Here is a 24,102-nt window from a genome sequence, read left to right as displayed (position 1 = left end):
CGCCGGGAGCGACCGTGCCGGTCACGGCACCGAGGAATCGGCCTGGCTGCGGGACACCACCTGTCCCGCAGCGAGTTCCAGGTGGGTGCCTCGGAACCGGGATCGCATACCGCGGTCGTGGGTGACCACCATCAGCGCACCCGGGTAACCATCGAGTGCCTCCTCGAGCTCCTCCACCAGAGCGGGCGCCAGATGGTTGGTGGGTTCGTCGAGCAGCAACAAGTCGATCGGGTCGGCAATCAGCCTGGCCAGATCGAGGCGGCGGCGTTGGCCGAAGGACAGCTCGCCGACACCTCGGGTCAGGTCCGCCGGATGGAACAGACCTGTACCCAGTAGTTCTGCTGACGCATCATCGACGTGCACCGAACGCCGGGCCGCATAGGCATGCAGGACCGTCGACTCCACCGGCCACCGGGTGTGCTGTTGGCGCAGCAATCCCACCTGCCCGCGGACGCGCACCACACCGGTTGGCGCGTCCAGTTCACCTGCGAGCAGCCGTAACAGGGTGGTCTTGCCCGCACCGTTGGGCCCGGTGATCAGCACACGCTCCCCGTCGGCGATCGATAGCTCGTCCACCTGGAAACGTCGCGGTACCACGACATCGGTCAGAGTCGCGACCGGGCTGTCCAGCTCGGTGACGCGGCCGAGCTGCGCGGTGAATCGCAACGGATCCGGCGGTTCGGCCACCGGGTTCTCCGTCAACCTGGCCACCCGCTCCTTGGCATTGCGGATCCGGGATCTCGCACCGTGGTCGCGGCCCCGGGCACGGAACGGGCCGGCCGCGAACACCGCGAGCGGTAGCTTCCGGGGAATAGCTTCCAGCCGAACGACATTCGATTCGGCGAGTGCCCGGCTCCGCGCCAGTTCGGTGCGCCAGTGCAGGAAGTCGGCCTCCCATCGTCTGCGCTGGGCCGCTTTCGCCGCCAGGTAACCCGCGTATCCGTCGCCGAAGCGGGCCACAGCACCGGAATCGACCTCAACGATGGTCGTGGTGATGCGTTCAAGGAAGACCCGGTCGTGGGTCACCGCCACGACCGTGCCGCGATGGGCCAGCAGGCGTTGTTCCAGCCATGCCACGGCGCGTTCGTCCAGATCGTTGGTCGGCTCGTCGAGCAGCAGCAGTTCCGGTGCGGCGGCCAGCGTCGCCGCCAGCGCCAACCGAGATCGTTCGCCGCCGGACAACGTAGCGAGGGCCCGGTCGCGGTCCAGGTCGGGCAGACCGAGTCCGGCGAGGCCGATGTCGACGCGCCGATCGGCGTCATAACCGCCACGCAGCTCGAATCGTTGGATGAGTTCGGCGTAGTGGTCGAGCATGTCCTGAGTCGATCCCGGTGCGGCCAGCGCGATTTCGACCGCCCGTAGCTGCGCCTCGAGGGCGCGGATATCGGCCAGCGCCGCGTCGATGGCATCGCGGGCGGTAGCCGAATCCGGTAGGTCCAGTGCTTGTGGCAGGTAGCCGATACCTCCTGGCATGTGCACGGTGATGTCTCCGTTGTCGGGGACCTCATGTCCGGCGATCAACCGCAGCAGGGTCGATTTGCCGGAGCCGTTGTCCCCGACGATGCCGACGATTTCGCCCGGCCGGATCGTCAGCGACGCCCGATCGAGCACCATACGGTCGCTGTAGCGTTTGGTGATGTCGGTGAGGGTGAGTTGAGCAGCAGCAGTACGCAAGTTTGTCCTCCTGTCCCGGCCGAGAGACCGTGTAACCGGACCCGCGCATAAAGGAACATCGGATCGACACCGAGGATGCGCGGGAGACCGCAGGCGGAGCCGGCTCGAAATCCGAGCGGCGCTCGACGCGTGCGGAGCGGATTACAGGAGGATCAACAAAGTACCCATGAGGTCGCCCAACTTAGCGTCCGAATCCCATGGCTGTCAATGACGGTTGTGAACGACCGTTGCCGGCGTCGCGTCTGCCTGCGCTTCCTCCAGTGCCTCGGCCTGCCGCCCCAGCCGCTGCGCGATGACGGCACACGCGATCAGCTGCAGTTGATGGAACAGCATGAGCGGCAACACCATCAGGCCGACATCGGTGCCGCCGAACAGCACGGCCGCCATGGGCAGACCGGAGGCGAGGCTCTTCTTCGATCCGGCGAACAGGATGACGATCCGGTCCTCGCGCGGGAACCCGAACAGCTTGCCCGCCCACGTCGTCGTGCCCGCCACCACGGCGAACAGCACCGCCGACACCGCAACCAGCACAAGAATGTCGCCGCCGCCGACCTGGCTCCAGATGTCCGCACGCATACCCGCACTGAATGCGGCGTAGACGACGAGCAGGATGGATCCGCGGTCGACCAGCTTCACCGGCTGCGCGTGCCGGGTGAGCCACCCGCCGATCCACGGGCGGGCGAGCTGACCGAGCAGGAACGGCACCAGCAGTTGACCCACGATCGCCACCGCGGCACCGGCATCGATATGCGCCTCCCCTGTGGTGTGCATCAGTGCTACCACCAGCAGCGGCGTCAGGAAGACGCCGAGCAGATTGGAGAACGACGCGCTGACGATCGCTGCGCCGACATTGCCACGCGCCATGGAGGTGAACGCGATCGACGACTGCACCGTCGATGGCACCAGACACAGGAACAGCACACCCGCGTAGAGCTCCTCCGACAGCACACCGGGCACCAGCACCCACAAGGCCAGCCCGAGCAACGGAAACACAACGAACGTGGTCGCCAGGATCACCGTGTGCAGCCGCCAGTGTGTGACGCCCTGCCAGGCCTGCGCGGGCGACAGGCGCGCACCGTAGATGAAGAACAACGCCGCGATGGCGGCCTTGGTGGCCCAGTCGAGGATTACCACACCGGTCCCCGAGGCCGGGACGATCGTCGCGACGCCGACCATCGCGAAGATCGCGAGGACGAAACCATCGATCGAGAACCTGCTCAGGAAACGCATTAGAGGAACATTAGGCCGGAGCGTGCCATCGAGGAATACGATAGGTGCTATATCAGCTATTACGAATCACGATAGCGAGGTGGGCGTGTTCGATCCGGTGCTGCTGCGCAGTTTCGTGGCGGTCGACCAGCACGGCGGTTTCTCCGCTGCCGCACGTCAGCTCGGACTGCGCCAGCCCACCGTCAGCGGGCACGTGGCCAAGCTCGAGCGCGAACTCGGCCGTGAGCTGTTCCTGCGCGACACCCATTCGGTCACTCTCACCTCCGACGGTGCGGCCATGCTCGGGTTCGCCCGCGAGATCCTGGACGCACAGAGCCGGGCGGCACAGTACTTCGGGGGCGAGACCGTCACCGGGCGCATCCGGTTCGGCGTCTCCGAAGACCTGGTCGCCGAGACCCTGCCGGAGATACTGCGTGACTTCCGCCGTGACTATCCGCGTGTCGATCTGGACATGTCGGTCGGGCTCAGCGAAGAAGTGCACGCCAGGCTGCGGCGTAATCATCTCGACCTCGCTTTCGTCAAACGCAGGCCCGGCGAACAGCACGGAAGGATGGTCTTCACCGATCGTCTGGTGTGGGTGGGGCCTTCCGGCGCGACCGCTCCCGCACCCGGCGAACCGATCCCGGTGGTCACTTACCTGCCACCGAGCCTGACCCGCGACGCCGCGCTCAGCACGCTCGACCGCGCCGGGCTGACCCATCGGATCGCCTGCACCACCAAGGGTCAGCTCGGCTTACGCGCGGCCGTCCTTGCTGGGCTCGGATTCGCCGTACACAGCGAGAGCCTGCTGCCCGCCGACCTCTACCCGGTGCACGGCCTGCCGAGTCCGGGCACCACCGAGTTCGTGCTGATCAGCACCGCTCGCCGTGCCGCCTCCGCACCCGAGCGGGCGCTCACCCGCGCGATCGTGGAGAACATCGACCGCCTGCGGTTTCCGCGCAGAGATGCGGGCACGCCGTTCCGGCACCAGATTTGACGATGTAAAACAACGATGTTTAGTTGTGTCGGTGGGTGTCGAGAAAGTGGCGGTGGTCACCGGCGCGACGTCGCGGATCGGTGCGGCGCTGTGCCGGCGGCTGGTGACGGCCGGCGTGTGCGTGGTCGCCGCCGATGGTGACGCCGCCCGCCTGCGCGAGCTGTCGCGCGGCTTGGACGGCGCCACCCGGTATACGCAGGTGGTCGATGTCGCCGACGACGACCGGGTCCGGCGCCTGCTCACCGGCACCGTTGCCGACCTCGGACGGATCGACTATCTGTTCAACAACGCCGATGTCCGCGTCGACGGCGGGTTCGACGAATTGAGCCCGCAGCAGTGGCGCGATCTCGTCGACGTCAACATGTGGGGCGTCGTGCACGGCACCCGGCACGGATACGCCCTGATGCGGGCGCAAGGTTTCGGGCACATCGTCAACACCGCGTCGGTGGCCGGGATGATCCCGACGGCCCGATCGGTGGCGTATGCGATGACACAGCATGCGGTGGTCGGGTTGACGACGTCGTTGCGGGCCGAGGCGGCGGGCACCGGGGTGCGGATCAGTGTCGCGATCCCCGGTGCGATGTCGTCACGATCGGCGACGACGACCGCCGCCACGGCGCTGGCACGCACACCCGTCGACGTCATCAGCCCGGACCGCGCGGCCTGCGCCATCATGCGCGGTATGCGTCGCAATAGGCAGTACATCGTCGTTCCGCGCTACAGCCGTGCCATGATCGCCGCCTACCGCTGGTTTCCGAACCTGCTCGACGGCCTGCTCGTACCACGGGTGGGCGGCTGAACCGCCCGTCATCGGGCGGCCGATCGCGACAGGTTCCAGCTGCGCCAGGTGTCGGCGGGCACCCGGTCACGGAGGGGGTCGGCGATGGAAGCCCGCAGGCCTGCCGGCAACCGATCGGTGGCGGGCAGAATGTCGGTGGACAGGCCGCTCAGGTACTCGGCGTCGAGTTCGTGCCCGGCCTGCCAGCGGTCGATGTTCTTGTCCGCGACAAGACGTTCCGGATCCAGGATCGCGAGCGCGAACAGCGTCATCATCGCGGTGCCAACGGCCGCACGGCCGAGCCTCCGGTACCGCAGCCGTAGCACCGCGAGCAGGACCAGCAGATAGACCGACCCGATCCACAGCTCGCACGTCAGCACCAGCACCCGCAGCACGGTGAACCCGTAGGCCTGCTGGTAGGTCCACATCCGACCGATCGCCGAGGCCACGATGATCAGCGACAGCACCGTGACCGCGGACAGCAAGATTCGCAGCCACAGTCGATCCTGCGCTGAATCCCGTGCGGCCCAGCGCAGTACGACCGCGATCACCGCAAGGGTGAGGATGGTAACGGTCGACAGCTGCCAGAAGCCGCTGCGCGCGTATTCGGCATAGGTGAGGCCCGCGGTGCGCTGAACGTAGCCGTCACCACCGAACAAGGCGACGAACTGCACGGTCACGAAGACCGCGAACAGTGCGGTCAGCGCGGCTACCGGTAGCGCCCATTCGGTGCGACGCAGATGCCGGCCGGTGTCGGGTGCATCGGAGGCAGCTCGGCGGGGCGGTCCGGCGATCACATACAACGCGCCGACGGTGCCGAGCCCAGCGAGAACGAACATCAGGATCCACTGTGATACAGCCGCGGAATCGATGGTCGGCACGAGACTCTCGACCAACCGGGCGAACGTCGCATCCGCACTACCGAGCAGCGGAACGAACACCGCGAGCAACAACACCGTGGCCACCACCGACCCGGCCACCCGCACCCCACGCGCCCGCACCGGTCCTTGCACGTGTCGCGCACCCGCATAGACCCACGGCAGGCTTCGCACCGCCTCGACCGGCACCGCGAAGAGGTCGTACCGCAACCCGAACACCGACCGCGGCCCCACCGCCGCCAGGGACCCAGCGGCCGCTGCCGCCACAACACACAGCACGAACAACCACCCGGCGGCCCGGAATGTACCCACCGACACCAGCGCCAACGCCAACACCGTCCACCAGATACGACCGCTCCCCCAGCCACGGAGCGCTGACGCCGCCACGGAAGCCGATGCCATATCGGGCGTCGCTGAACCCGCATCGGATGCGCTGGTCCCGTCAGTGGGCGGGGCCGGACGCGCAGCGGACGCCCCATCGGCCGATGCCTTGGCCTCAGCACGACTGGCAGGTGCAGCGCTGTTCACCCGAGCGGCGTTGCCTATCGGTTTCCGCTGCGAGCGGTGGATGACCGTCACGATCGCCGCTACGACGACACCTGCGGCGAGAAGCCAGCCGACGCCGGGCCGATCGGTGGGGATCAAGATGGCGGCGGCCACACCCGAGATGGCCGCTGCGGGAATCAATCCCACGGGCTGGGCGACCCTGCGCCACTTCGGCGGCGGTTTCGGCGCGGCCATCTGTGGCATAGGAGTTGTCGGCGGGCGGGAACTCGGTGGTGGTGTGATCAGGACACCAGCCGGCGGTGGCGCAGGGTGAGCCCGAGTGCTGGGGTCGGCCCACACCGACGTGGGACCTGCGCCCTCCGTGGTCGACGACGTCGCGGCCACCGACTCACCTACCGGTCGGCCCGCGCCGGAGACCCGCACCGCAGGGACCTCCGACTTCTCCGTCACAGGGCCGGCGATCACCGCGGAGCTGTCGGCCGCCGTCGCTTTCTCGTTCGACGCCTCCGGTGCCGGCTGGTCCGACGATTCCGAATCGGGTTCTGTGGGCATGGGTGTCCCCTTCTGCGGGTGTGCGGGATGGCCCCGGGACCGGGTCGGTCCGGGGTGGTGGTCGGTACGGATCAGTGGCCGGGCAGGACCACTCGGATACGGGAGCCGGGATCGGTGACGGCGATAGTGCCGCCGTGCAGGTCGACGACCCAGCGGGCGATGGCGAGGCCGAGGCCGGTGCCGCCGCCGTCGGTACGGCCGCCGCGCGTGAATCGGTCGAAGATGTGGGCGCGTTCGGCAGCCGGGATGCCGGGACCGTCGTCGCCGACGTCGATGACGACGCGGTCCTGTTCGCCGCTGACCTCGATACACACCTCACCACCGGCCGGACCGTGTCGGGCGGCATTGTCGAGCAGATTGAGCAGCACTTGATGCAGGCGTGCGCGGTCGGCGAACACCGGCACCGCACCGGGATGCACGTCGGTACGGAACCGCACACCGCGGCCGAGGGCGGCGGCCGTGACCTCGGCTTCGGCCACCACTTCGGTCAGCAGCGGCTCGATCGGGAACCGCTCGCGATCCAGCGGAATCGCGCCGGCTTCGATACTGGACAGATCCAGCAGTTCGGTGACGAGCAGGCCGAGTCGTTCGGTCTGGGCCAGCGCCGTGCGCAGTGTCCGTGGATCGGGTTCGGAGACACCGTCGACCAGGTTCTCCAGCAACGCGTTGAGCGCCGTCACGGGTGTGCGCAGTTCATGAGAGACATTGGCGATCAGCTCGCGACGCTGCCGGTCGGCGGCGGACAGATCTGCCGCCATCTGGTTGAACGCCTCGGCCAGCTCACCGACCTCATCGCGCGAACTCGCCCGCACCCGCTTGCTGTAATCACCGTGGGCCATCCCCTTGGCCGCCGCGGTCATCTCCCGCAGTGGCCGGGTGATGCCGTGCGCCAGGAATTGCGAGGTGACCAACGCGATCGCGGTGGCGGCAAGGGTGGTGAGCGGTGGCAGCCAGCCGATCTGCCATCGGAAGTACCCGAACGCGACACCCGCCGCGCCGAGCATCAGGATCGCCAGTTTGAGCTTGATCGAGCGCACCGGATCCAGCGGACGCGGCAGCGTGTCGGACACCCAGGTCGTCGCCTGCCGCAATCGTCGCGCAACGGTGGCGGGCTCCGGTGCCTTCGATGACGCACTCATCGGGCTTCCAGGGCATAGCCGACACCGTGCACGGTGCGGATGAGGTCGGCGCCAAGCTTGCGCCGCAAGGCTTTGATGTGGCTGTCGACCGCGCGACTTCCTGCCGCATCAGCCCAATCCCATACCTCTTCCAGCAGACGTTCCCGGGCGAGCACTGCCCGCGGTCGCCGCGCCAGCCGGGCCAGCAGGTCGAACTCGAGCGGTGTGAGCTGGGTTTCGACACCTGCCCGCCATACCCGCCGCTCGTCCAGGTCGATGCGCAGATCACCGACCAGGAGGGCGGCGCCGTCCTGGTCGGCGGACCGCTCCGCCCGCCGCAACAGTGCGTGCACGCGGGCGGTGAGAATGCGCATCGAGAACGGTTTGGTGAGGTAGTCGTCGGCACCGACACCGAGCCCGACCAGCTGATCGGTCTCCTCGGTGCGAGCGGTCAGCATCAGGACCGGTACCGGCCGAGTGGCCTGGATGCGTCGGCAGACCTCTAGCCCGTCGAAACCGGGCAGCATCACGTCGAGCACGACCAGGTCGGGTCGACCGGCGTCGGTGGCGACGACGGCAGCGGGGCCATCGTGCGCGAGTTCCACCTCGAACCCCTCCGCACGCAGCCGGGCCCCGATCGACTCGGCGATGGTGATCTCATCGTCGACCACCAGAATCCTGCGCGCCGCACTCTGCTCCATGCGGGGTTACATTAGCCAGCGGCTGTGGAGAGATCCGGGGCCAATTGTGGAGATTCGGTGAACGCTACGGCGAGCCCATGATGGGTTCAGCCGATCAGGGAGTTCATCAGCGTGCCCGCGCTGGTGGCGACGACGCCGCCGAGCATGCCGCCGACGACCATCTTCGGTGAGGCCAGCGACCCGTTGTTCCACTTCTCCCAGGCGAAACGTCCACCCGCGACCGTGATGCCGAGAACGCCCGACAGCAGGACGAACCAGGTGAAATAGCGAACGAGTTCATCGATCTGCGCGGAGATCGGCGGCGCCTGTGGCGTGGGATCCGCTACTTGGGCGACGAACTCGTGGACTGCGTGAAGGACCATGATGCCCACTCCGATAACGAATTCTCGTCTGATAGTGAAGCAATTGATACCTGACAGCTATCGCGACCGAAGTATCCAGCGTGTGCGGCCCCGGCGTCAAGAGCTGATCGTGGCACGCACCGGGCAGCGGAAGGGCTACGACCGGCCGTAGTATGAGTGGGTGCGTTCTTCCGGGTCGGCTGCCGCCTCCTTGCGGGGCGCGTTCGTCGGCTCTGCCTCCGGCGCGGTGAGCATCGCCGCCCACGCGCTCGGCGGTGGTGTGGTCACACCGGGGTCCCCGTCGGTGACGTTGCTGCTCGGCGCGTGTGCGCTCATCGGCATGGTTGCCCGCGCGCTGCCCGTCCGGCCCGGTTCGGCCCAGGTGATGCTGCTGCTGACCGCCGGGCAAGCCATCGGCCACCTCGCCCTGACCGCAGCGCCCGGCCACCATCATGGCTCGGGGTCGGCAGCCATCATGCTGGTCGCACACCTGCTCGCCATTCCCGTCGGCGCCGTCTTGATCCACGGTGCCGAACAGGCTGCGCGGCGGGCAGTGTCGAGTGTGCACCGCGCGGTGGCTGCGCTGTGTACCGCGCTCGCAGCCCCGCCGCCGTGGGCTCCACGATCTCTTGCCACCAGCGCGGACCCGCTGATTCCACCGCGGCCGCTGCTCACTTCGGGTGCCGGGACCCGGGGGCCACCGGCTTCGGCCTGGTAGCTCCCCTGATCATTGCGCTCGCTGCGCACCGCGGAATCGACTCGCGTGTGGGCGGATTGCCGATGCGCACTCTCGGAGTCCGCGGCGCCGAGGCCTCGCCGGTACGCCGGCCGGCCTCCGCCCTCGGCTGCGCCACATGATTTCGGGCGTGCGTCCCGAAATACCGTGGAGGCCATCGGTTCCTGCGCGACGGCGCGGATCGGGTCCGGGAGCTACCGCCGACCTCACCAACCAGACATCAATCCCCCAGGGAGATCCCGTGTTCCACCGTATTTCGGCACCCCCGGTACGCTCACGCATACGCCGCACCGCCGCCACCGTCCTGGTCGCCGCCGCACCCCTGATGGTGCTCGGCTGCTCCGATGACGCCGCCGCGCCCACCGATTCGGCGGCCGCGGTCACGATTTCCGAGCAGTGGGCCAAGGCTGCCGACAGCGGCATGTCGGCAGCGTTCGGGCAGCTGCACAATGGCAGCGACCGGACGGTCACCGTGGTGTCGGCGGCCAGTCCGGCCTCGGCCACCGTCGAACTCCACGAGGTGGTGACCGGCGATGACGGCGTCAAGGTCATGCGCCCGAAGCCCGGCGGGTTCGCCATTCCGGCCAACGGCGAGCTCGACCTGGAGCCCGGCGGTAATCACATCATGTTCATGGGGTTGAACGGTCCGCTGCGGACCGGCTCGGAAGCCCCGGTCACCCTCACCTTCGACGACGGCTCGACCACCACGTTCACCGCGCAGGTGCGTGACTTCCCCGGCAACCAGGAGAATTACGAGCCCGGCGGCGATCACGGGGACGGCGCCGCGGCGCCGGCGCACGGTGGCTGATCCGGTCCGCGCCCGCTCCGCGCGGCTGAACCGGCGGCGCCTGCTCGGTGGCGGTGCCGCCGCCGCGGGTGTCGCCGGTCTCGGCCTCGGGGCGGCCGCGTTCTCCAGCAGCCGCGACCACACCGAACCGGTGGCGGCCGCGGTCGAACCGTTCTACGGCGAACATCAGTCCGGCATCGCTACGGCGCCACCCGCACACGCCGCGTTCGTTGCGCTGGATCTTCGGCCGGATACCGATCGTGACGACATCGTCGGCATCCTGAAGATCTGGACCGAGGACGCGGCACGGCTGACCGCCGGTCGTCCGGCACTGGGCGATACCGAACCGGAGCTCGCACACCGTCCGTCGCGGCTCACCGTCACCGTCGGGTTCGGGCCGCGGGTGTTCGAGGTGGCCGGATTGGCCGGGCGACGTCCGGACTGGTTGCAGCCTTTGCCGCCGTTCGCCATAGACCGGCTCGAGCCCGCCTACGGGGATGGCGATCTGCTACTGCAGATCTGCGCCGAGGAGTCGACAGCGGTGTCACATGCGGTGCGGGTGCTGTGCAAGAGCGTGACGTCGCTGGTGTCGGTGCGCTGGGTCCAGCGTGGATTCCGCGATGCCGCACCCGGCACGACCCCGCGCAATCTGATGGGCCAGGTCGACGGCACGGTGAACCTCGCTGCGGGCACACCGGATTTCGATCGGCTGGTGTGGGACGACGGTGCCGCACAGCCCTGGCTCGCGGGCGGGACGTCGCTGGTGTTGCGGCGGATCGCGATGGCGCTGGACAGCTGGGACGAAATCGATCCCGACGGTAGGGAACTCACCGTCGGTCGGCGAGTGTCCAACGGCGCGCCGCTGACCGGAAGTTCCGAGTTCGACGAGCCGGATTTCACGGCCGTCGATGCCAACGGAATTCCGGTGATCCCACCCTCGTCACATATCGCGCGCGCCCATCACACCCATGACGGTGAGCGTTTCCTGAGGCGCGGTTACAACTACGACGATCCTCCGCGCCCGGGCGAGACCTCCAACTCCGGTCTATTGTTCACCGCCTACCAGCGCGATGTGACGACCCAGTTCCTGCCGGTGCAGCAGCGGCTGGCGGAGTTCGACGCACTGAATGTGTGGACGATCCCGGTGGGTTCGGCGGTCTTCGTCATCCCACCCGGGGTCCGGACGCCGGGCGGGTACATCGGCCAGAGCCTGTTCGAGTCCTGACCGCACAGTTCTCGGTGCCGGCCATCCCGGCACCGAGAACTCGCGACGACGACATCAGGTCCAGAGCGCGGCGATCAACACATTGACGATCGCCAGCCCACCCGCCGCGTGGGTCATCCACGGAACGGCCTTGCCCCGCTTGGCATCGGCGCGGCTCATCTCCGCGAAGGCCGCGACCAGGACCGAGATGGCCAGTTTGACGCCGATCTTGACCATATTCAGATCCTTGTCCAGCGAGTCGATCGACTCGGCCAACCCGACCAGGATGATTCCGGTGATCAGCTGCAGGCGCGCACCCCACACCATCAGCTCCGACACCACGGGCTGCGAGGCCGCATATCCGCCCACCACCGCAGCCATTCCGAGCAGATGAGTGACGACTACGACGTTGTAGATCAGGTCCATCCCGCCAACGCTAGTCGATCGCGACACCGACTACTACAACAAGTCGTATTTTCGCCGGACCCAGCCCTCTCGGGTGTTGCCCGCCCATCCTGGGCACGACGAGCGAACGTGGAATCGACAACGCAGCGGGTCAGGCGGCCTTCCCGAGGTGCTGGGCGGAGTCGCCGATCACGGCGGTCTCGTTGCCTGTCAAGGTGCGAATGAATGCCACCTGCGCCGCGCGACCCCGCGCGGCGGCTCGATCGAATCGGCCGGGGACGACCCTGGCCCAGATCGACCGACCGAGGTTCACCGGTATTCGCAGCATGGGATACCAGGGCACAACCTTGGGTGGCAGACCCAGCTTCCGCATTGCGGCGGACCCGAGAAACATGGTCGCGATCGATAGATGCTGTGAACGCGCGATGCGCCTGCGCAGTCCGGTCAGGTGCCGGTAATGCCAGCCCAATGGCTCGTCGCGCATAGGAAGGGCCAGCTGCGGTGAGGTCTCGTCAGGGTTCGTGATCGCGGTCAGCGTGTGATAAAGAATCCGGACGCTGTCACGAAAGCTGTTGGGCAGGAAGCGTTCCTCCACTCCCATCACCCAGCCGACATAACGGGTGAAGTGCGCCGCGGCCTCGGCGTCACGCGGGGTGAACAGTTGCCCCATGCCGATCGCCCCCACCATGGGGGCGATCAACGCACCGACCAAGGTGGCCGCCATATCGGTCTGATTGATCGGCAATCCCCACTCGTCGCCACGCCAATCCGGAAGGGCGACCACATGACGACGGACCATCGAGTGGATCATCCGCACATGCACAGTCGACTGGTAGCCACTCCCTAGTGGCCGCATGCCACCGGTGGAGGTCACGTCCATGGCCCATTGGGTCGTTTCAGCGAACCGCTTGGCCGGCCCCTTTTCCAAAGCACCTGTGCGAAGGAGGGTTTTGTTGAAGCCCGAGGCCAAGTACCCACCCAGGAAGGACATATCACGCGCAACGTAGAGGCCGTCGCGGCCACCGCTGCTGAAAACGCGCTCGGCATGCCGGATCTTGCCCCAGTCCACCCAGTCCGGAACGTTTTCGACGGCCTCGAAGAACGCACGCAACGGTCCGGCCGCCTCCGGCACCGTCTCGATCCCTTCGCGCAGAGCTCGCTCGAACAGCGGCCGAGTGGTCGCCATACCTTCGCGGTACATCCAGTCCACCAGCTCGTCCATCGGCCGGTCACCGACACTCAACGCCTCACCCAGCTCGCGAAACTGCGCCGCTGTCGGCGGGCGCACACCGAGTGCTCGCGCGAGCATCCCCAGCCCTGGGCCGGGCACAGCCCGCGGTGAATCCGGGTGCCGACTCGGGATGGTCGTATCCATGGGCGCACTCTCCTTTGAGTAGGCATGGGTCGCGCCGGCACTGCGCGATCGATCCACGCCCCGCTGCCAGCATTCTGGCAAGAGTCTCTACCAGACTGACAACTTTGGCAAGGGGCCCTACCAAATACCGAGGCCCGCGACGCCGATCGCCCGCGCCACCAGGCCGTGACGACGGATGAGCGCCATAAGCCGACAGCCCGCCGGATCGCATCCGGCGGGCTGTCGAAGGTGGTGGCCTACCTACTTATTCGGCAGAGAAGCTCGAAAGCCCGCCGAGGCCACTGAAGATGTCACCGAATGCACCCAGAAGGTCGCCGAGGCTCCCCAAATCCACTGAACCCATTGTCACTCCTGCCCTTGTGCGTGAATATTGCGACGCTTTTGCACCGCCGCCAACATTGGTAGTGCCGTTATCTGAACGTGATCATTTATCGATCTTAACGTGACACAACTTCAGATGAACTCGAGTTGAACTCATATTGCGTCAGCAAATTAGTTTCCAGCTGAACATAAATTACACAGATGTCAGCTTTCACGGCCGGATTCACCGAGCCACCTGCACGCGGACTCGACATGAACGGTCCTGATTCGCGTGAGAATGCCCTGCTCGGGCATCGGTTCCTGCAGGGACGTCAGCCCAGCTCGGACGGCAGTGTGGCGCGCAAAATGTGCTCGGCTGCACTCGAATACCCGGATCCGTCGTAATTATCTCCAGGGCCTGCACGGCCGGCTCGATGCCACCGAATTGCGTTGCACTTCAATGCCGAACAACCATGAATAATGTCGGGCGTTCAGGCTCGGGTGAACACGGCCACCAGGAAGTCGGAGTCATCGGTGAACGGGCGCAGGTCCCAGGTCGACAGCCGTAGGTCAACGGCAAGGCCGCCTGCCGAGGCGTCGGTGAAGAACTGCTCGAACTCGTATCCGCGGTCGGCACCGAATCCGATAACGGCCCGCCCGGTCGGTGCGAGGTGGTGCGCGTATCGCGTGAGCACCTGCTGTCGGGTGGAGGGCGCGAGGAAGGTCATCACATTGCCCGCGCACACGATCACGTCGAAGTCTGCCTCGACGTTGCGCGCGGGCAGGTCGAGTTCGGCCAGGTCACCGACCAGCCAGGTCGGTCCGGGATGGTCCTGTTCCGCCGCCGCGATCAGCACCGGGTCCACATCCACCCCGACGACCACATGACCGGCCTCGTGCAGATATCCGCCGATCCGCCCCGGCCCGCATCCCGCGTCGAGCACTCGCGAACCCCGGCCGATCATCGCGTCGATCAGCCGCGCCTCCCCCACGATGTCCTGTCCCTGCGCCGCCAGTCCGCGGAACCGCTCCACATACCAGGCCGAATGCGCCGGATCCGCCGCGGTGATCTCCTCCCACTGGCTCGGGACACGTTCACTCACGATCGGCTCCTTGTCGATGCACTTGCGGACGCTGTCACCGTATCGCGTACTGCCGGTACCGACGTCAGCGCTACAACCGAGCGACGCAATCGGCAGCCAACCACGGCTTCGACACGCGCCGATCGGCCAGGCCGAGCGGTCTGCGGAGTCAGAGTCCGGTCGCGCTCACATGGGGATTCGCCCACTCCGGCGGCCGTCGGCGGGGCAGCAGCTCGGTGCCGTCGAGGCTGAACACCGGAAGCTCGTGATGCCAGGGGAAGTGCAGGCTGAATGCCACCAGACCGGTGCGTTCGGCCGCAGGCCGCTGGCACATGGCCAGAACTGTCTCGGCCAGGTATTCGACGGGTTCGGTCTCGTATCCGTCCGGCATCAGACCAGCGGCACCCGCGGTCATGATCGCCGTCGACGGCCCGACCGCGTTGACAGCGATATCGTCGTCGAGCAGCTCGGCGGCCAGACCCTGGGTGAATCGATGCAGTGCGGCCTTGGTAGCCGCATAAACGACATCCCCACCGGACTTGTTGTAGTCGCGGAACGGGCGAACCGGGCTCACCCCGGTGACCGAACCGATGTTGACGATCCAGCCCGCGCCCCGCACCCGCAGATGCGGAATCGCGGCTCGGGACAGCGCGAACGGGATTCGCAGATAATGGTCGATCGTCCGGTCGAAGGTATCCATCGACATCTCGTCCACTCGCGCGTAATCGGCGAAACCGGCGTTGTTGACAAGGATGTCGATCCCACCGGTTTCTCGGACGACGGCATCGACGAGCCCATCGCGTGCGTGCTGATCAGTCAGGTCCGCGGGAATGGCGATGGCCCTGCCGCCCGCGGCCTCGATCAACGCGACCGTCTCGGCGACCGTGCCGGGAATGGTTTCGCTCATCCCGAAACGAGTCGACGCCGACGGTTCGACCGACCGCGCGGTCACCACCACCATGGCGCCCTCGGACGCCAGGCGCTGCGCGATCGCGCGGCCGATGCCCCGGCTGCTTCCGGTGACCAGCGCGACCTTGCCGTCGAGCGATCCACCCATGGGCACCTCACATCCTTTCGGTCGATCTGTGGACCAGCCAACCGGTTCGCGGCCCAGCTGCCGAGAACGCGGTTCGGTGAGCGGGACATCAGGCACGAGGCATCTACGCAAGGTTGCACTCTGAGGTTTCGGCGCCCGGCGGACGCCAGATGTCCACTGTTCGGGAACACCGGCTGTCGGTGGCAGGCAGGCGACTTACTGTGGCGCCGAGCTCGAGCTCGAGTGTCACAGACCACACCGATCGCAGGAGGCCGCGCCCGTGGACGCCAATGCTGTTCCGAAACACGCAGCTGCACCGGTACTCGACCCCGAGGTGGCGGCGCTGCTGGCCGCACTCGATGCCGGATTCCCCGATGTGACGACCATGCAGGCCCCGCAGCTGCGGCAAGCGATACGCGGCCGTCGCGGGCCGCTGACGAAACTCCCCGATATGCAGCAGGCGCGCGATATCGGCATCGACGGGCCGGGCGGTCGGCTCGACCTGCGGATCTATCGGCCGCATCGCGACGATCAGGCGCTGCCGGTCGTCGTGTTCGCCCATGGTGGCGGCTTCGTGTTCTGCGACCTGGACACCCATGACGAATTCTGCCGGTCGATGGCCGAGGGTGTCGGAGCGGTGGTCGTCTCGGTGGACTACCGCCTCGCTCCCGAACATCAGGGACCGGCGGCCCACGACGATATGTACGCCGCGCTCGAATGGGCGGCGGCGCATGCCGCGGAATTCGGCGGCGACCCCACCCGCATCGCCGTCGCCGGTGACAGCGCAGGCGGGAACCTCGCGGCAACGGTCGCCATCGCCGCCAGGGAGCGCGGCGGCCCGGCGCTGTCGGGTCAGGTCCTGCTGTATCCGGTGATCGATGACGACTTCGAGACGGAGTCGTATCGCCGGTACGGCAGCGGGTACTACAACACCGCCGCCGCGATGCGCTGGTACTGGCAGCAATACGCCCCCAACGGCACGGATGACCCGCGGCTCGTACCGACACGAGCGCCATCGCTGGCGGGCCTGCCACCGGCCGTGGTGATCACCGCAGAACTCGACCCGCCGTGCTCATCGGGCGACACATACGCGCACGAGTTGGCGGCCGCGGGGGTGCCGGTGCGACATCGCCGCTACGACGGGTTGTTTCACGGCTTTCTGACATTCGCCGATCTGACGCCCACCACAGCCGCCCGGCAAGAGATTTGGGACATGTTGCGTGAACTACTGGCGCCGATGGCCGGCCCAGGTGAAGGAGTACACCGATGAAAAAAGCGCCGGCACCCGCGGCAGCACACGAACTCACTGTCGATCTCCTGGTGATCGGGTCCGGCACCGGAATGGCGGCCGCCCTGACCGCGCACGAGCTGGGGCTCTCGACACTGATCATCGAGAAGACCGAGTACGTGGGCGGTTCGACCGCCCGTTCGGGTGGCGCCTTCTGGCTGCCCGCCAACCCTGTTCTGCGCAAAGCAGGCACCGGGGATACCCGGGAGCGCGCCGAAACCTACGTGCGCGCAGTCGTCGGTGATTCCGCGCCCGCCGAACGCGGCCATGCCTTCGTCGAAAACAGCGATGCGACAGTCGACATGCTCGAACGCGCGACGCCGATGAAGTTCTTCTGGGCCGAGGGATATTCGGACTACCACCCCGAACTGCCGGGCGGATCGGCCATCGGGCGCACCTGCGAGTGCAAGCCGTTCAATGTGTCGTCGCTCGGCAGCGACCGCGCCCGGCTGCGTCCCGGACTGATGGAGGCACCGGTTCCCATGCCGACCACCGGTGCCGACTACAAATGGATGAACCTGATGGCGCGGGTGCCCCGCAAAGGCATTTCCCGCATCATCAAGCGCCTCGCCCAGGGGATCGGCGGCCTGGCGCTGCGCCGTGAATATGTGGCCGGCGGCCAGGCGCTGGCAGCGGGTCTGTACGCCGGTGTGGTGCGTGCCGGTATTCCGGTGTGGACCGAGACCGAGCTGGTTCGCCTGTCCACCACGGGGAATCGGGTCACGGGGGCGGTCGTCGCACAGGGCGGGCGCGAGGTGACGGTCACCGCCCGTCGCGGCGTGGTACTCGCCGCGGGTGGCTTCGACCACGACATGGCCATGCGCCACAAGTTCCAGTCCCCGCAGCTGCGTGATCACGAGAGCCTCGGCGCCGAAGGCAACACCGGCGACGCGATTCGGCTGGCACAGGACACCGGTGCGGCGATCGATCTGATGGATCAGTCCTGGTGGTTCCCCGCGGTGGCGCCGCTTCCCGGAGCCGCGCCGGTCGTCATGTTGGCCGAGCGTTCGCTGCCAGGGTCGTTCATCGTCGACAACACCGGCCGGCGCTTCATCAACGAGTCGACCGATTACATGTCGTTCGGCCAGCGGATTCTCGACCGCGAACGCAACGGTGACCCCGTCGAATCGATGTGGATCGTCTTCGATCAGAAGTACCGCAACAGCTACATCTTCGCGGCGGGCCTGTTTCCCCGTCAGCCACTGCCGAAGTCGTGGTACGAGGCCGGGATCGCCCACCGCGCCACCGACCCGGCCGAGCTGGCCGAAAAGATCGGCGTCCCCGCCGATGCGTTCACCGATACGCTGCGCCGGTTCAACGACGACGCCGCCGCGGGCACCGACAGCGAGTTCCGGCGCGGGCAGAGCGCCTACGACCGCTATTACGGCGATCCGACGATCGCGCCGAACCCCAACCTGCGTCCGGTCGACCAGGGATCGCTCTACGCGGTGCGGATGACGCTGAGTGACCTCGGCACCTGCGGCGGTGTGCGGGCCGACGAGCGGGCCAGGGTGCTGCGCGAGGACGGCAGCGTCATCGATGGCCTCTACGCCATCGGCAATACCGCGGCCAACGCGTTCGGCCGCACTTATCCGGGCGCAGGCGCGACGATCGGCCAGGGGCTCGTCTACGGCTACATCGCCGCACGGGACGCCGCCGCGCGCTCCTGATCGGGCACGACCGGAGGAGGCCGGCCCACGTCTTCGGAAACGAATCGACGTCGGGCCGGCCTCGCAGTGTCCTGACATGCCGCCACGGCGGCGGGAGCGCCTGGGTTCTGGACGTTCTATCGGGGCTTCGCGCTACCGACTCGCCGATGACCGAGCCCGAACACACGAGTGGACCCCGTGATGCCTCACGGGGTCCACGTCGTCTTCGGCGGGGCCGGTGCTACTGCACCGAGACGCTGCCGCCGGTGGGCACGTAGCCGATGGTGTTGGGCTCGATGACGCCAAGGGCCTGGCCGGCGCAGTCGGCGCCCGCATACAGCGTGATGGCCCGATCAGTGGAGTTTCCCACGGTGGTCTGCAGCGTCGAGTAGAAGCTGTCGCTGGTGTTGAAGCAGCCCACCGGGTTCGCGTGCAGCTCACCGTTCAGGTTCAGGGTGCCACCCGCGGCGTGAGCGGCGCCCGGCGCGAGCAGGGCGATGGCGCCCGCGGTGGCCAGCGCACCGACGATCCCAGCAGTACGAAACATTCGTGCCTCCAGTTCCTTTCGATGTCGACCCCCGACGTCGACCGATAACCCTGCGATTGTGCCATGACGCGCGCTATGCCGGAACACCCAGATCCTTCGCGTCCTTACGCACGCCGAAGGCGGTGACCATCTCGATGATGCCGAGCACGATCAGCCAGATACCTGCCACCACGGCCAGGGTGGTGATCGACTCGACCGGCCAGACGATCAGCACGACACCGGCGATGGCGGTGATCACGCCGAAGAAGCCCTGCCAGCCGCGGCCCGGCAGATCCGGCTCGGAGAGCGCGGCCATCGCCACCGCGATGCCGCGGAACAGCCAGCCGATTCCGATCCACAACCCGAGCAGCAGGATCGAGGTCAGCTCGTCGCGGAAGCAGAAGACACCGATGACGATCGACAGCACGCCGGTGATGAAATAGAGCACCCGCATACCCGTACTCGCGGGCGCCGCGAACGCGGCGAGCAGCTGCAACAGACCGCTGACCACCAGGTAGATGCCGAAGATGATGCCGGCGACCAGCAGCGTCTTGCCCGGCCACACCAGGATCAGGATGCCGAGGATCACCGAAAGCAATCCGGTGACCAAGATCGATTGCCAGGCGGCACGCGCGAGGGCCTGCACCGTGCCCTGCGGGATGATATTGGTCGTCATGAAGTGATGTTATGCCCGAAACCACTGGTTCTCTGGATATTTGCCGATACATCCGCCCCGCGCGCCGCCGCCGCGGTCGTGCAAGCGACCGGCCAACTGTGACCGAGAACGCCGCAACTATCACGTTTGCCGCTGGATACGCCGGGTAATTGTGGGTCAATGGCTCTCGTCGTGAACGCCGTCAGGTGAGTCGAGTGGGTCGGGTAGACGAGTCTCGGGTGGCTAGGAGAAGAGGGTGTCGGTTGTTCTCGTGCTTCAGGCACGCGGTCTCGGTGATCTGCTCACCGCGGTCCCGGCGTTGCGCGCGCTTCGCCGGGCCAGGCCGGACGACCGCATCGTCCTGGCGGCACCGCACCGGCTGCGTCCGATCGTCGACCTGATCACTTCGGTCGACGCGATGGTCCCCACCGCCGAGGGTGGCAGTCTCCGCTGGGACGGCCGCGCACCCGATCTCGCGGTGAATCTGCACGGTCCGGACACCGAGTCGATCGTCGAGCTGATCAAGACCGATGCCCGTCGCATCCTCACCTACGCCAACCCTGCCTTCCCCGAGCTGCCGGGTCCGCAGTGGGAGCCGGACATGCACCTGGTCGACCGCTGGTGCCATCTGCTCGAGTTCGACGGCATCGACGCCGACCGCCGCAACCTCGGACTGGTTCCGCCGGTCGCCACCACGAGCCACCGTGATGCCGTCGTCGTGCACATCGGTGCGGGCGCGCCCGCACGCCGCTGGCCACCGGACCGGTTCGCCGCGGTCATCCGGCATCAGTCGGTGCTCGGCCGGGAGGTAGTCATTACCGGCGACGAGTTCGAGCGCGAGATCGCCCTCGGTATCGCCGCCCGCGCCGGACTGCCTCCGCATCGCGTCCTCGCCGGTGAGCAGAACCTGATCGAACTGGCCGCGACGGTCGCCGAGGCCGCACTGGTGCTGTGTGGGGATACCGGGGTCGCGCATCTGGCCACCGCGTTCGGCACCCGCACGGTGCAGCTGTTCGGCCCGACTCCCCCGCGCCGGGGCGGGCCGCCGCCGCATCTGCTCGGCAGGCATGACGTGCTGTGGGCGGGCCAGGTCGGCGACCCGAACGCCGACAGCACCGACGCGGGCCTGCTGCGGATCGGGGTGAGCGAGGTGATCGGCGCGGTCGATGCCCAGCTCGGCAAGCACACCTGGGCCGGAGCCGGCGGCGACCGTCCCCGCGCCTACCGCCGCGTCGGCTGAGGGCCTTCTTCTTCCAGGCGCGCGGTGTGCACCGCCGCGGAATAGGCCGCCATGGCGCTGGGCCAGAACCGCTCGACGTAGTCGCGTGCATCGGCCAGACCACGCGGGTCAAGGAAGTACAGCCTCCGGTTGCCGTCCGGTCGCATCATCACCAGCCGCGCCTCCCGCAGCACCCGCAGATGCTGCGAAACCGCTGAACTGCTGACCCCGACATCAGCGGCCAGATCACCCACTGACCGCTGCGCATGCGGAAGCGCTTCGAATATCGCCCGCCTGGTGGGGTCGGCAAGCGCTTCGATCGCCCGGACTCCATTAGCTGCCACTAACACAGTGTGATCAACTGGCAGCCTTCGAGTCAATTCGCCGATTTACCGCATTTCCGCAGCTGAACACCGAATGTCAACCGTGTCGTTATCGCTTCGTAATCTTCGAACTGGGCTTTTATGACCTGGTGACGGTAACCACAGGATTGCGGAGCGGGCATTGCCATCCCGTAGCTTCAAGCCATGCCCGTGACCGTTCCGTTACTTTCTCGCCGTATCGGCACACCTCGCCCCGGCCGACACAGCGTCGTCACCCGCGTGGTCGCCGCCTCGACCGCGATCGGCGCCTCGCTCGGTGTGCTCGCCGGATGCACCCAAGAGAACTCGACCGAGGCCATCCACTCGCCGCGCCTGGTCGCCGACAGCAGCGACGCCACCTTCACCGCCTTCACCCCGCCCGAAGCCCAGCGCGCACAGACCGTGCCCGAGGCCGTGGCCTGGGAACAGAATCGCCTGGCCATCGAGTTCGCCCGCCCGAAGACCCTCCGCCCGGTGGCAGGCCCGATGAGTTCCACGTTCGGCATGCGCTGGGGTGCCATGCACGCCGGTATCGATTTCGCCGACCCGATGGGCGCCCCGATCGCCGCCGTGACCGACGGTGTCGTGATCGAGGCCGGTCCGGCCAGCGGTTTCGGCCTGTGGGTGCGGGTCCAGCAGGACGACGGCACCGTCGGCGTGTACGGACATATGCAGGACATCCTGGCCTCCGTCGGCCAGCCCGTGCGGGCCGGCGACGTGATCGCCACCGTGGGTAGCCGCGGCCAATCCACCGGACCCCACCTGCACTACGAGGTGCACGTGCCCGGCGTCGGCCCGATCGACCCGCAGCCGTGGCTGGCCGCGCGCGGCATCAACGTCCACGGAGACCACTCCTGACGACTCCGGCGTCTGCGTGAGCTGACACCGGACCGGACCGACCCCGTACCTGGGTACGGGTGGTGGTGGCTCCGTGGCGGGATGCGGCCGAGCACGGCGGGTTCCTAACGTCGCACCATGGCCACCACCGAGATCGATTCCCAGGCACCGACTTCCACGGATTCACGTCGCGATCACATCTCCGTCCCGCTCCATCGTGGGCGTCTGCATCGACCGCTGCTCACCATGGTCGGCGCGATGATCGCACTGACGATCGTCTCGGCCTGCGGAGTCGTGGTCGACGATCGCACGCTGCTCGACGAGTCGGTGTGGGTGAAGCCGTTGAAGTTCGGGATCGCTTTCGCGCTCTACGGACTCACGCTGGCCTACCTGCTCGCATTGTCACACCGGGCCCGCCGCGCCACCTGGTGGCTGGGCGCCATGGTCGCGATATCCGGATTTCTCGACGTAGGTTTCATCGCGGTACAAGCCGCCCGCGGGACCTTCAGCCATTTCAACAACTACGACAACGACCCGGTGAACGTCATCGGTCAGCAGATCTTCGCAGCCAGCGTTCCCGGACTGTTCCTCGCGAATCTGCTGATCGCGCTGATCTTGTGCTGGCAGCGACTCGTCGACCGACCGACCACGTGGGCGATCCGCTCCGGGCTCGCGCTGGCTGTCGTGGGCATGGCGCAGGCATATCTGATGGGCTTCACCGGAACGCAGCGTGTCCTCGACGCCGAGGGACGCGTCGTGGAATTGATCGCCGGGCACACCGTCCTCGATCCGGCCGACCGCACCGAGGCGGCGCGCGACGGGGCAGGCATGCCGATCACCCACTGGAGCACCATCGGTGGAGATCTGCGGATTCCGCATTTCCTCGGGCTCCACGGCATCCAGGTGCTGATCCTGGCGGTGATCGCCGCGGCGTGGCTGGGACAACGCTATTCATGGTTGCGTAGTGAGCGCACCCGCACGGAGCTGGTCGGCGTGCTGGCGCTTGGCTATACCGGGCTGTTCGGCCTGACCTACTGGCAGGCCATGCGAGCGCAACCGCTGCTGCGCCCGGACACCGCCACCGTCATCGCGGTCACCGCGCTGCTCACCGCCGTGGCCTGTCTGACAGCGCTGGTGTACCGCAAGGCTCGCGCGAACCGGTCGGCATCGCCCACACCCGAATCCACCGCAGTCAGCGCAACCGTTCGGCCTCGTGGGCGAGTTTGACCAGCGTTTCGCTCAGCGCCGCGAGTTCTGTGGTGTCGGCGCCTTCCCCGATCGCAGTCGCGACATCCTCAGCCGCACACCGCGCGGCGAACCACCGATCGGCCAGATCCGCGGCCTCCTGCGCGCTCAACACCACCGAGTCTTCGGGAATCCCCGTCCCCTTCAAGCTGTTGCGATGTTCGTAGGCACGCTGACGGCACGACTGGCGGCAATACCTGCGCCGCCGCCCGACCTCGGATTCCACGATTTCCCGCCCACACCACAGGCAGGACAGTAACCGGCGCGACATGACCCGACACCCTAACCGCACGTGCCCGTGGTCCGCACAGGGCACGCCGCTCCGGCAACAGCTGCGAACAGCGTAGAATAGCCAGGTTCTCCCCCACAGGGAACGAACGTAGCCCACCACACGTTCACAGAGCACAAGGTGCTCGCGCCCGGATGGCATGCCGGGAGCGAGAAGCCCACAACCGGTTCCGCGCATGCGTGCACGGCCCACCGGACGCCGAGGAGGTTCGCGACCGCGCCACCAGTTACCCATGGAGGGGCGAGTCCGACGAGCCCGTTCGCGGCTCGGCTCGGGTTTCCGCGGCCGCTGCGCATGCCGAAGGCGAGCAGCGGCCGCGGAAATCCGAGTCATCGAAGGGCCGCGAATACGC

Annotated in this window: 25 protein-coding genes; 11 read left to right on the top strand and 14 right to left on the bottom strand. The window is 67.4% G+C overall.

Features of this window, described 5'->3' with window-relative positions; all coding sequences use genetic code 11:
• Nucleotides 1-21 precede the first annotated feature (21 nt).
• Both abc-f and GV792_RS11110 read right to left on the bottom strand, forming a co-directional pair.
• A complete protein-coding gene (abc-f, locus tag GV792_RS11115) occupies nt 22-1,674 on the bottom strand; it encodes a ribosomal protection-like ABC-F family protein (RefSeq protein WP_218581192.1) in 1,653 nt (550 codons plus the stop codon).
• Nucleotides 1,675-1,878: 204 nt separating this feature from the next.
• On the bottom strand, nt 1,879-2,904 hold the full coding sequence (locus GV792_RS11110; RefSeq protein WP_163823962.1) for a bile acid:sodium symporter family protein: 1,026 nt from the start codon (nt 2,902-2,904) through the stop codon (nt 1,879-1,881).
• Nucleotides 2,905-2,989: 85 nt separating this feature from the next.
• Here GV792_RS11110 and GV792_RS11105 point away from each other — a divergent pair, with 85 nt between their 5' ends.
• A complete protein-coding gene (locus GV792_RS11105; RefSeq protein WP_163824014.1) occupies nt 2,990-3,880 on the top strand; it encodes a LysR family transcriptional regulator in 891 nt (296 codons plus the stop codon).
• Nucleotides 3,881-3,911: 31 nt separating this feature from the next.
• A complete protein-coding gene (locus tag GV792_RS11100) occupies nt 3,912-4,679 on the top strand; it encodes an SDR family NAD(P)-dependent oxidoreductase (RefSeq protein WP_163823961.1) in 768 nt (255 codons plus the stop codon).
• A gap of 8 nt (nt 4,680-4,687) precedes the next feature.
• On the opposite strand, the gene GV792_RS11095 is transcribed toward GV792_RS11100, so the two are convergent.
• The 4 genes from GV792_RS11095 to GV792_RS11080 form a co-directional block, all read right to left on the bottom strand.
• Nucleotides 4,688-6,277: a DUF4153 domain-containing protein gene (locus GV792_RS11095; RefSeq protein WP_256668329.1), complete on the bottom strand. Its 1,590-nt coding sequence runs from the start codon at nt 6,275-6,277 to the stop codon at nt 4,688-4,690.
• 389 nt (nt 6,278-6,666) lie between these two features.
• Nucleotides 6,667-7,599, bottom strand: a complete 933-nt coding sequence (locus tag GV792_RS11090) for a HAMP domain-containing sensor histidine kinase (protein ID WP_375154461.1) — start codon at nt 7,597-7,599, stop codon at nt 6,667-6,669.
• Nucleotides 7,600-7,730: 131 nt separating this feature from the next.
• Nucleotides 7,731-8,414 (bottom strand): response regulator transcription factor, encoded by a 684-nt coding sequence (locus tag GV792_RS11085; RefSeq protein WP_175583192.1) that lies wholly within the window; start codon nt 8,412-8,414, stop codon nt 7,731-7,733.
• 86 nt (nt 8,415-8,500) lie between these two features.
• Nucleotides 8,501-8,776 (bottom strand): hypothetical protein, encoded by a 276-nt coding sequence (locus GV792_RS11080; RefSeq protein WP_163823960.1) that lies wholly within the window; start codon nt 8,774-8,776, stop codon nt 8,501-8,503.
• Between the two features lie 160 nt (nt 8,777-8,936).
• On the opposite strand from GV792_RS11080, the gene GV792_RS11075 reads away from it, so the two are divergent.
• From GV792_RS11075 to GV792_RS11065, 3 genes are all read left to right on the top strand, one after another.
• Nucleotides 8,937-9,473 carry a hypothetical protein gene (locus GV792_RS11075; RefSeq protein WP_309138688.1) on the top strand — a complete coding sequence of 179 codons (537 nt, stop codon included), beginning with the start codon at nt 8,937-8,939 and terminating at the stop codon, nt 9,471-9,473.
• A gap of 343 nt (nt 9,474-9,816) precedes the next feature.
• Nucleotides 9,817-10,299, top strand: a complete 483-nt coding sequence (locus GV792_RS11070) for a copper chaperone PCu(A)C (RefSeq protein WP_163824009.1) — start codon at nt 9,817-9,819, stop codon at nt 10,297-10,299.
• A complete protein-coding gene (locus GV792_RS11065) occupies nt 10,292-11,503 on the top strand; it encodes a Dyp-type peroxidase (protein ID WP_163823959.1) in 1,212 nt (403 codons plus the stop codon). The genes GV792_RS11070 and GV792_RS11065 overlap by 8 nt, the downstream gene beginning before the upstream one ends.
• A 54-nt stretch (nt 11,504-11,557) precedes the next feature.
• Here the strand turns inward: GV792_RS11065 and GV792_RS11060 are convergent, their stop codons facing one another.
• Both GV792_RS11060 and GV792_RS11055 read right to left on the bottom strand, forming a co-directional pair.
• Nucleotides 11,558-11,908, bottom strand: coding sequence for a hypothetical protein (locus GV792_RS11060; protein WP_163823958.1), 351 nt, complete (start codon nt 11,906-11,908; stop codon nt 11,558-11,560).
• A 130-nt stretch (nt 11,909-12,038) separates the two neighbouring features.
• A complete protein-coding gene (locus GV792_RS11055; protein WP_163823957.1) occupies nt 12,039-13,262 on the bottom strand; it encodes an oxygenase MpaB family protein in 1,224 nt (407 codons plus the stop codon).
• A 522-nt stretch (nt 13,263-13,784) separates the two neighbouring features.
• Between GV792_RS11055 and GV792_RS11050 the strand changes: the two genes are divergently transcribed.
• Nucleotides 13,785-13,967, top strand: a complete 183-nt coding sequence (locus tag GV792_RS11050; protein ID WP_163823956.1) for a hypothetical protein — start codon at nt 13,785-13,787, stop codon at nt 13,965-13,967.
• Nucleotides 13,968-14,053: 86 nt separating this feature from the next.
• Here GV792_RS11050 and GV792_RS11045 read toward each other — a convergent pair whose 3' ends face one another.
• Together GV792_RS11045 and GV792_RS11040 are read right to left on the bottom strand one after the other, a co-directional pair.
• A complete protein-coding gene (locus GV792_RS11045) occupies nt 14,054-14,665 on the bottom strand; it encodes a class I SAM-dependent methyltransferase (RefSeq protein WP_163823955.1) in 612 nt (203 codons plus the stop codon).
• A gap of 148 nt (nt 14,666-14,813) precedes the next feature.
• Entirely contained in the window at nt 14,814-15,701 is an 888-nt protein-coding gene (locus tag GV792_RS11040) for an SDR family NAD(P)-dependent oxidoreductase (RefSeq protein ID WP_163823954.1), read from the bottom strand.
• Between the two features lie 259 nt (nt 15,702-15,960).
• Between GV792_RS11040 and GV792_RS11035 the strand changes: the two genes are divergently transcribed.
• Together GV792_RS11035 and GV792_RS11030 are read left to right on the top strand one after the other, a co-directional pair.
• Nucleotides 15,961-16,950: an alpha/beta hydrolase gene (locus GV792_RS11035; protein ID WP_309138689.1), complete on the top strand. Its 990-nt coding sequence runs from the start codon at nt 15,961-15,963 to the stop codon at nt 16,948-16,950.
• Nucleotides 16,947-18,638: a 3-ketosteroid-delta-1-dehydrogenase gene (locus GV792_RS11030; RefSeq protein ID WP_163823953.1), complete on the top strand. Its 1,692-nt coding sequence runs from the start codon at nt 16,947-16,949 to the stop codon at nt 18,636-18,638. Before GV792_RS11035 ends, GV792_RS11030 begins: the two co-directional genes overlap by 4 nt.
• A gap of 220 nt (nt 18,639-18,858) precedes the next feature.
• Here the strand turns inward: GV792_RS11030 and GV792_RS11025 are convergent, their stop codons facing one another.
• Nucleotides 18,859-19,164, bottom strand: coding sequence for a hypothetical protein (locus tag GV792_RS11025; RefSeq protein WP_163823952.1), 306 nt, complete (start codon nt 19,162-19,164; stop codon nt 18,859-18,861).
• A 73-nt stretch (nt 19,165-19,237) separates the two neighbouring features.
• Nucleotides 19,238-19,819, bottom strand: a complete 582-nt coding sequence (locus GV792_RS11020; RefSeq protein WP_163823951.1) for an HdeD family acid-resistance protein — start codon at nt 19,817-19,819, stop codon at nt 19,238-19,240.
• Nucleotides 19,820-20,054: 235 nt separating this feature from the next.
• Here GV792_RS11020 and GV792_RS11015 point away from each other — a divergent pair, with 235 nt between their 5' ends.
• Entirely contained in the window at nt 20,055-21,038 is a 984-nt protein-coding gene (locus GV792_RS11015; RefSeq protein WP_163823950.1) for a glycosyltransferase family 9 protein, read from the top strand.
• Here the strand turns inward: GV792_RS11015 and GV792_RS11010 are convergent.
• The gene (locus GV792_RS11010; protein ID WP_163823949.1) at nt 21,020-21,361 is read right to left on the bottom strand and encodes an ArsR/SmtB family transcription factor; all 342 of its coding nucleotides are present in this window, start codon (nt 21,359-21,361) and stop codon (nt 21,020-21,022) included. The genes GV792_RS11015 and GV792_RS11010 overlap by 19 nt on opposite strands.
• A gap of 183 nt (nt 21,362-21,544) precedes the next feature.
• Between GV792_RS11010 and GV792_RS11005 the strand changes: the two genes are divergently transcribed.
• Both GV792_RS11005 and GV792_RS11000 read left to right on the top strand, forming a co-directional pair.
• A complete protein-coding gene (locus GV792_RS11005) occupies nt 21,545-22,237 on the top strand; it encodes a M23 family metallopeptidase (protein WP_175584220.1) in 693 nt (230 codons plus the stop codon).
• A gap of 117 nt (nt 22,238-22,354) precedes the next feature.
• Nucleotides 22,355-23,443: a hypothetical protein gene (locus GV792_RS11000; protein WP_163823948.1), complete on the top strand. Its 1,089-nt coding sequence runs from the start codon at nt 22,355-22,357 to the stop codon at nt 23,441-23,443.
• On the opposite strand, the gene GV792_RS10995 is transcribed toward GV792_RS11000, so the two are convergent.
• Nucleotides 23,409-23,732 (bottom strand): hypothetical protein, encoded by a 324-nt coding sequence (locus GV792_RS10995; RefSeq protein ID WP_163823947.1) that lies wholly within the window; start codon nt 23,730-23,732, stop codon nt 23,409-23,411. The genes GV792_RS11000 and GV792_RS10995 overlap by 35 nt on opposite strands.
• Nucleotides 23,733-24,102: the final 370 nt, after the last annotated feature.

The sequence above is a fragment of the Nocardia cyriacigeorgica genome, assembly GCF_010868145.1.
Classification (GTDB): domain Bacteria; phylum Actinomycetota; class Actinomycetes; order Mycobacteriales; family Mycobacteriaceae; genus Nocardia; species Nocardia cyriacigeorgica_D.
Note: the sequence above shows the minus strand (reverse complement) of the source record. Positions and strands in the feature narration are given on the sequence as shown.